This is a genomic window from Streptomyces sp. F001 (assembly GCF_004187715.1).
GTDB classification, from domain to species: Bacteria; Actinomycetota; Actinomycetes; order Streptomycetales; family Streptomycetaceae; genus Streptomyces; species Streptomyces flavusporus.
Window position 1 is genome coordinate 1 of the sequence record NZ_QZWF01000036.1, and the last position, 6,372, is coordinate 6,372.

Consider the following 6,372-nt stretch of genomic DNA (forward strand, 5'->3'; position numbering starts at 1 on the left):
GGGAGAGGCGGTTGACGCCGTCGAACTTCTTGAAGTCCTCGGCGGTGCCGGTCTCCGGGGCGTCCCCGGGGGTGTCGAGCGGCGGGGCGTAGTAGAGGTAGATCGCCCGGTTGTTCTTGAAGTCCGGGTCGACGCCGACGCCCTGCAGGCCCTCCTCGTCATGGGTGTAGACGGGGATCTTGCCGGCGACCTTGGTGACGCCGCCCTGGTCGGTGGGCGCAGCGTGCCGTCGCGCGAGGTGTGCAGGACGCTGCGGTCCGGCAGTACGGCGAGCGACATGGGCTCGCCCATCTCGGGTTCGCCCTTGGCCAGCGGTACCTGCTGGAACTGCCCCTCGGCGGCGGCCGGTTCGTCGTGTTCCGGGTGGCCGGGGTGGGCGCCGGCGACGGTCGCCGGGGCGCCCACGGCCAGGAGCAGGCCGGTGAGCAGGGCGAGGCTGGTGCGAAGCCTGGGACGCCTCGGGGTGCGGGTGCTTCTGAGTCTGGTTCTGTGCACGAAGTCCCTCCGGGAACGGGGTGGGCCGTACGGGATGGGTGCGAAGACGTGCGGTGCGGGCGCCGGGGTGCGCCGTCACCCCGGAGGTGTGTGTGTCCTGAACACTTCAGGGACGGTAACCGTGTCCGTCCGGGGCGAAAACCCCTTGCGTCAGGGTTGGTCGAACTTTCTCCCATCGCAGGACAAAGCGGGATCGAGCAGGTCGGAGGGGGGCCGGCGGTTGTTCCGGCCTCCGTCCCCGACCTGCCGTCGTGTGTGTGGTTCAGCTGTTGAACGCCGCGTCGAAGGACGCGCTCGGCGGTTCGAAGTCGAACGCCTTGAGGCGGGTCAGCGCCTCGGGGCGCCCTGGAGCCGGTCCATGCCGGCGTCCTCCCACTCCACGGAGATCGGACCGTCGTAACCGATCGAACGCAGCATCCGGAACACGTCCTCCCAGGGGACGTCGCCGTGCCCGGCGGAGACGAAGTCCCAGCCGCGCCGCGGGTCGCCCCATGGCAGATGGGAGCCGAGCCGCCCGTTGCGCCCGTCCAGACGCTTGCGGGCCTCCTTGCAGTCGACGTGGTAGATCCGGTCCCGGAAGTCGTAGAGGAAGCCGACCGGGTCCAGGTCCTGCCAGACGAAGTGGCTGGGGTCGAAGTTGAGCCCGAAGGCCGGCCGGTTGTCCACCGCCTCCAGGGCGCGTTTGGTGGTCCAGTAGTCGTAGGCGATCTCGCTGGGATGGACCTCGTGGGCGAAACGGACGCCCTCGGCGTCGAACACGTCCAGGATCGGGTTCCAGCGCTCCGCGAAGTCCTCGTAGCCGCGCTCGATCATCCGTTCCGGCACCGGCGGGAACATCGCCACCAGATGCCAGATCGACGATCCGGTGAAACCGACGACCGTGTCGACGCCGAAGGCGGCCGCGGCACGCGCCGTGTCCTTGATCTCGGCAGCGGCCCGCCGGCGTACGCCCTCCGGCTCCCCGTCGCCCCAGATGCGGGCGGGCAGGATGCCCTGGTGCCGTTCGTCGATGGGGTTGTCGCAGACGGCCTGGCCGACGAGATGGTTGGAGATCGCCCAGCAGCGAAGGCCGTACTTCTCCAGCAGGGCGTGCCGGCCGGCCAGGTAGGAGGGGTCGGCCAGGGCCTTGTCGACCTCGAAGTGGTCGCCCCAGCAGGCGAGTTCGAGGCCGTCGTAGCTGAAGTCGCGGGCCAGCCGGCAGACCTCCTCCAACGGCAGATCGGCCCACTGACCGGTGAACAGGGTGAAGGTGGGGCATGTCAGGGGCTCCTCGATATCAGACCGCTATCGGTGTGTAGACGGCGTTCTTCTGCGCGCTCTCCTCCACCGCGGCGAGCACCCGCTGCACCTGCAGACCGTCGGCGAAGGAGGGTTCGGGCCGGCGGCCCTCGGCGACGGCGTGGACCAGGTCGCGGGCCTGGTGGGCGAAGGTGTGCTCGTAGCCGAGCGCGTGGCCCGGCGGCCACCAGCCCTCCAGGTACGGGTGCTCGGCCTCGGTGACGAGGATGCGGCGGAAGCCGGCGTGTACGTCGGGTTCGGTGCCGTCGTGGTACCAGAGCTCGTTGAGCCGCTCGAGGTCGAAGGCCAACGAGCCTCGTTCGCCGTTGAGTTCGATGCGCAGGGCGTTCTTGCGGCCGGTGGCGTACCGGGTGGCCTCGAAGGAGGCGAGCGCACCGGAGGCGAAGCGGGCGGTGAACACGGCCGCGTCGTCGACGGTCACCTGTCCGGTGCCGGCGGCCGTGACCGCGGACAGGCCTCGCGCGGAGCCGCCCGGCAGTGGGCGCTCCCGCACGAACGTCTCGGTGAGCGCGGAGACCCCGGCCAGCTGCTCGCCCGCCAGGTACTGGGCGAGGTCGACGATGTGCGCGCCGAGGTCGCCGAGCGAGCCGGAGCCGGCCAGTTCCTTGCGCAGCCGCCAGGTCAGCGGGGCCTGCGGGTCGACCAGCCAGTCCTGGAGGTACGTCACACGGACGTGCCGCAGGGTGCCGATCCGGCCCTCGGCGACCATCCGGCGGGCCAGCGCGGTGGCGGGCACGCGCCGGTAGTTGAAGCCCACCATGGCCAGCTGCCCGCGCTCGTACGCGTTTCGGCGGCGGCCGCCATCGTCTCGGCCTCCTCGACGGTGTTCGCGAGGGGCTTCTCGCACAGCACGTGCTTGCCCGCCTCCAGGGCCGCGATCGCGATCTCCGCATGGCTGTCGCCCGGTGTGCAGATGTCGACGAGTTGCACGTCGTCGCGGGCCACGAGGGCGCGCCAGTCGGTCTCCGCCGCGGCCCAGCCGTGCTTGTCGGCCGCCGCCCGCACGGCGTGCGCGTCGCGGCCGGCGATCGCGGCCAGGACCGGCCGCAGCGGCAGGTCGAACACGTGCCCCACGGTGCGCCATCCTTGTGAGTGGGCGGCGCCCATGAACGCGTAGCCGACCATGCCGATGCGCAGCGGAGGCTTCTCGACTCGGCCCCTTCGGACGTTTGCGGCTGTGCCATACGGATGTCCTCCTCGTCGTCGTGGCGCGGTGGGGGTGGGGGCCGACCTCAGGGCCTGTCTTCCGGGCCGGCCCGGGGTCGCGGGGGCTGGGCCGGAAGACATGCCCTCGATGTCGGTCGGGCCGTCGAGCAGGGCGCCTCACTGGAAGCCGGTGGACATGTACTGGTCGACGTTGTCCTTGGTGACCACGGCCGAGTAGAGGGTCAGCGAGGACGGGATCTCGTACTCGGCGAGGCCGCCGACACCCTTGCCCTGGCCGAGCGCCCGGGCGAGGTCGATCGCGGAGGCGGCCATCGTCGGCGGGTACAGGACGGTCGCCTTCAGGACGCCGTTGTCCTGCTCGATGGCCTGGAAGGCGGAGAGCGCGCCCGCTCCGCCGACCATCAGGAAGTCGTCACGGCCGGCCTGCTCGATGGCGCGCAGCGCGCCCACGCCCTGATCGTCGTCGTGGTTCCACAGGGCGTCGAACTTCGACTGCGCCTGGAGCAGTTGCGCCATCTTGGCCTGGCCGGACTCGACGGTGAAGTCGGCCGCCTGACGGGCCACCTTCTTGATGTTGGGGTAGTTCTTCAGGGCGTCGTCGAAGCCCTGGGTGCGCTGCTGGGTCAGCTCCAGGTTGTCGAGCCCTGCGAGTTCGACGACGCGGGCGTTCGGCTTGTCCTTGAGCTGCTCGCCGATGTAGTGGCCGGCGTTGAGGCCCATACCGTAGTTGTCGCCGCCGATCCAGCAGCGGTACGCCTGCGGGGTGTTGAAGATCCGGTCGAGGTTGACGACCGGGATGCCCGCGCGCATCGCCTTGAGCCCGACCTGGGTGAGCGCCTTGCCGTCGGCGGGCAGCACGACCAGGACGTCGACCTTCTTGTTGATCAGCGTTTCGATCTGACCGATCTGCGCGGCCGTGTCATTGGAGCCCTCGGTGATCTCCAGGGTCACGTCCTCGTACTTCTCGGCACGGCTCTTGGCGTTGTCGTTGATGGCGTTGAGCCAGCCGTGGTCGGCCTGCGGGCCGGCGAAGCCGATGGTGACGGGCTTGCCCGGCTTGTCGTCGGCGGCCGGCTGGTTGCTGTCGGCAGCTCACCTTCTCCTTGGGCTCGTTACTCGTGCAACGCGAGGAGGGCACGGCCGAGACGGCGGCGGTCCGAAGAGCAGTCCTCTGCGTGTGGGGAGCTGTGACATGGCGGTGAACCCTTTCCTCAGGTCGTGCTCGCGGTACGGCGCTGGACCAGGACGGCGGCGACGATGATGGCGCCCTTCGCGATCTGCTGGACAGCGGTCTCGAGGTTGTTCAGCGCGAAGATGTTGGTGATCGTGGTGAAGACCAGGACGCCGAGGACGGAGCCGACGATGGTGCCGCGACCGCCGCTGAGCAGCGTGCCGCCGATGATCGCCGCGGCGATGGCGTCCAGCTCGTAGAGGTTGCCGTTGGTGTTCTGACCCGAGCCGGCGAGCACGATCAGCATGAACGCGGCGATACCGCAGCACAGGCCGGACAACAGGTACAGGTACAGGCGCTGGCGGCGGACGTCGATGCCGGCGAGGCGCGCGGCTTCCGCATTGCCGCCGACGGCGACGGTGCGGCGGCCGAAGGTGGTGCGGTTGAGCACCAGCCAGCCGATGACGGTGACCGCGGCGAAGACCAGGACCAGGGGCGGGATGCCGAGGATGTAGGCGTCGCGTTCGCCGAGGTCGAGGATGCCGTCGACGGTGACGATCTGCGTCTTGCCGTCCGTGATCTGCAACGCCAGGCGCGCGCCGAGGCCAGCATGGCGAGGGTGGCGATGAACGGGACCATCCCGCCGTACGCGATGAGCAGTCCGTTGACCAGGCCGCAGCCGAGGCCGACGAGCACCGAGGTGAAGAGGATGCCCGCGAAGCCGAACTCCTGCGTGGCCACGGTCGTCGCCCACACCGAGGCGAGCGCCACGATCGCGCCGACCGACAGGTCGATCCCGCCGCTGGTGATGACGAACGTCATGCCGACGGTGACGACACCGATCACGGACGCCTGGGTGAGGACGAGTTGGAGGTTGCGGGTGTCGAGGAACTCGTCCGCTTGGTGATGCCGCCGATGACGACCAGCGCGGCGAGCACGCGAGAAGGGACAGGGTGCGGACATCGGCGCGGGCCATGAGGCCGCGCCAGGCGGGGAGTTGACGACCGGCGGCACCTTGTCGGTGCTGCCGCGGCGGGGAGACGGGCTGCGTCATGACGCCGGCTTCCTTCCATCACGAGGTCGAGTACGCGGTGTTCGTCGAGTTCACGGCGGGGGCGGTGTGACGACGCGGCCTCGCGGAGCACCAGGACGCGGTCGGCCAGGCCAGCACCTCGGGTACTTCACTGGAGACCAGCAGGACGGCGAGCCCTCGTCGGCGAGCCGGCGGACCACCGCGTAGAGCTCGGCGCGGGCGCCCACGTCGACTCCGCGGGTGGGTTCGTCCAGCAGCAGGACGCGGCAGCCCCGCAGCAGCCAGCGGGCCAGGACGGCCTTCTGCTGGTTGCGCCGGAGAGGTGCGCACCGGCACGGAGGGGTTGTCGGGTCGCAGCGACAGTTCGCGGGTCGCCGCCCGTGCGGCGCCCAGCTCTGTCCGGTCGTCGATCCAACCGCCGCGGGAGAAGCGGGACATGGAGGAGACCGAGACGTTACGGGTGACCGACTCCAGCATCAGCAGGGCCTGCGCCTTGCGTTCCTCGGGCGCGAGTCCGAGTCCGGCGCGGACGGCGGCGCGCACGCTGCCGGGCTTCAGGGCGCGTCCGTCGACCAGCACCTGGCCGGAACTCGGCTTGCGGGCACGTAGATCGTCTCCAGGATCTCGGACGCCCGGAGCCGACGAGCCCCGCCAGACCGACGATCTCGCCGGGCCGCACGCTCAGGTCGAACGCCTCGAACTCGCCGTCCCGGGCCAGTTGCCGGACCTCGAGCAGCGGCTCGCCCTGCGCCGGTGCGGCCGGCCGGTCGGGAAGACGTACTCGACGTTGCGTCCGGTCATCAGCGCCACCACCTCACGCGTCGGCGTCGATTCGCGGAGCCGCCCGCCACCGCCGCCCGTCTTTCAGCACGGTGACCGGTCGCCGATGCGGCGGATCTCCTCCAGGCGGTGCGAGATGTAGACCAGGCGACACCGTCGGCGGTGAGGTCGCCGACGATCCGGAAGAGGTTGTCGACTCGTCGGGGTCGAGGGCGGCGGACGGTTCGTCCATCACGATCAGCCGTAGTCGTGGGAGAGCGCGCGTGCCATGGAGACGATCTGCTGCTGGGCCGCCGAAGCTCGCGACAGACGTGCGGGGTCTATCTCGGGATGTCCGAGTCGCTTCAGCAGCTGGCGGTCGACGCCTTGGCGGACTTTCGCCGTACGACGAAACCGGCGGCGTGGGTTATGGCCCAGGTGTAGTTCT

6 pseudogenes are annotated in these 6,372 nt (G+C 70.2%); all 6 read right to left on the minus strand.

The features are described 5' to 3' along the window. Positions 1 to 495: pseudogene (locus StrepF001_RS40105) on the minus strand (PQQ-dependent sugar dehydrogenase); the annotation flags it as partial. Positions 496 to 757: 262 nt separating this feature from the next. Further along, a pseudogene (locus StrepF001_RS40110) lies at positions 758 to 1,758 on the minus strand (sugar phosphate isomerase/epimerase family protein). Between the two features lie 13 nt (positions 1,759 to 1,771). Next, positions 1,772 to 2,978 (minus strand): annotated as a pseudogene (locus StrepF001_RS40115) (Gfo/Idh/MocA family oxidoreductase). Positions 2,979 to 3,117: 139 nt separating this feature from the next. Next, a pseudogene (locus tag StrepF001_RS40120) lies at positions 3,118 to 4,155 on the minus strand (substrate-binding domain-containing protein). A 17-nt stretch (positions 4,156 to 4,172) separates the two neighbouring features. After that, positions 4,173 to 5,186, minus strand: a pseudogene (locus StrepF001_RS40125) (ABC transporter permease). Between the two features lie 7 nt (positions 5,187 to 5,193). After that, a pseudogene (locus tag StrepF001_RS40130) lies at positions 5,194 to 6,372 on the minus strand (sugar ABC transporter ATP-binding protein); the annotation flags it as partial.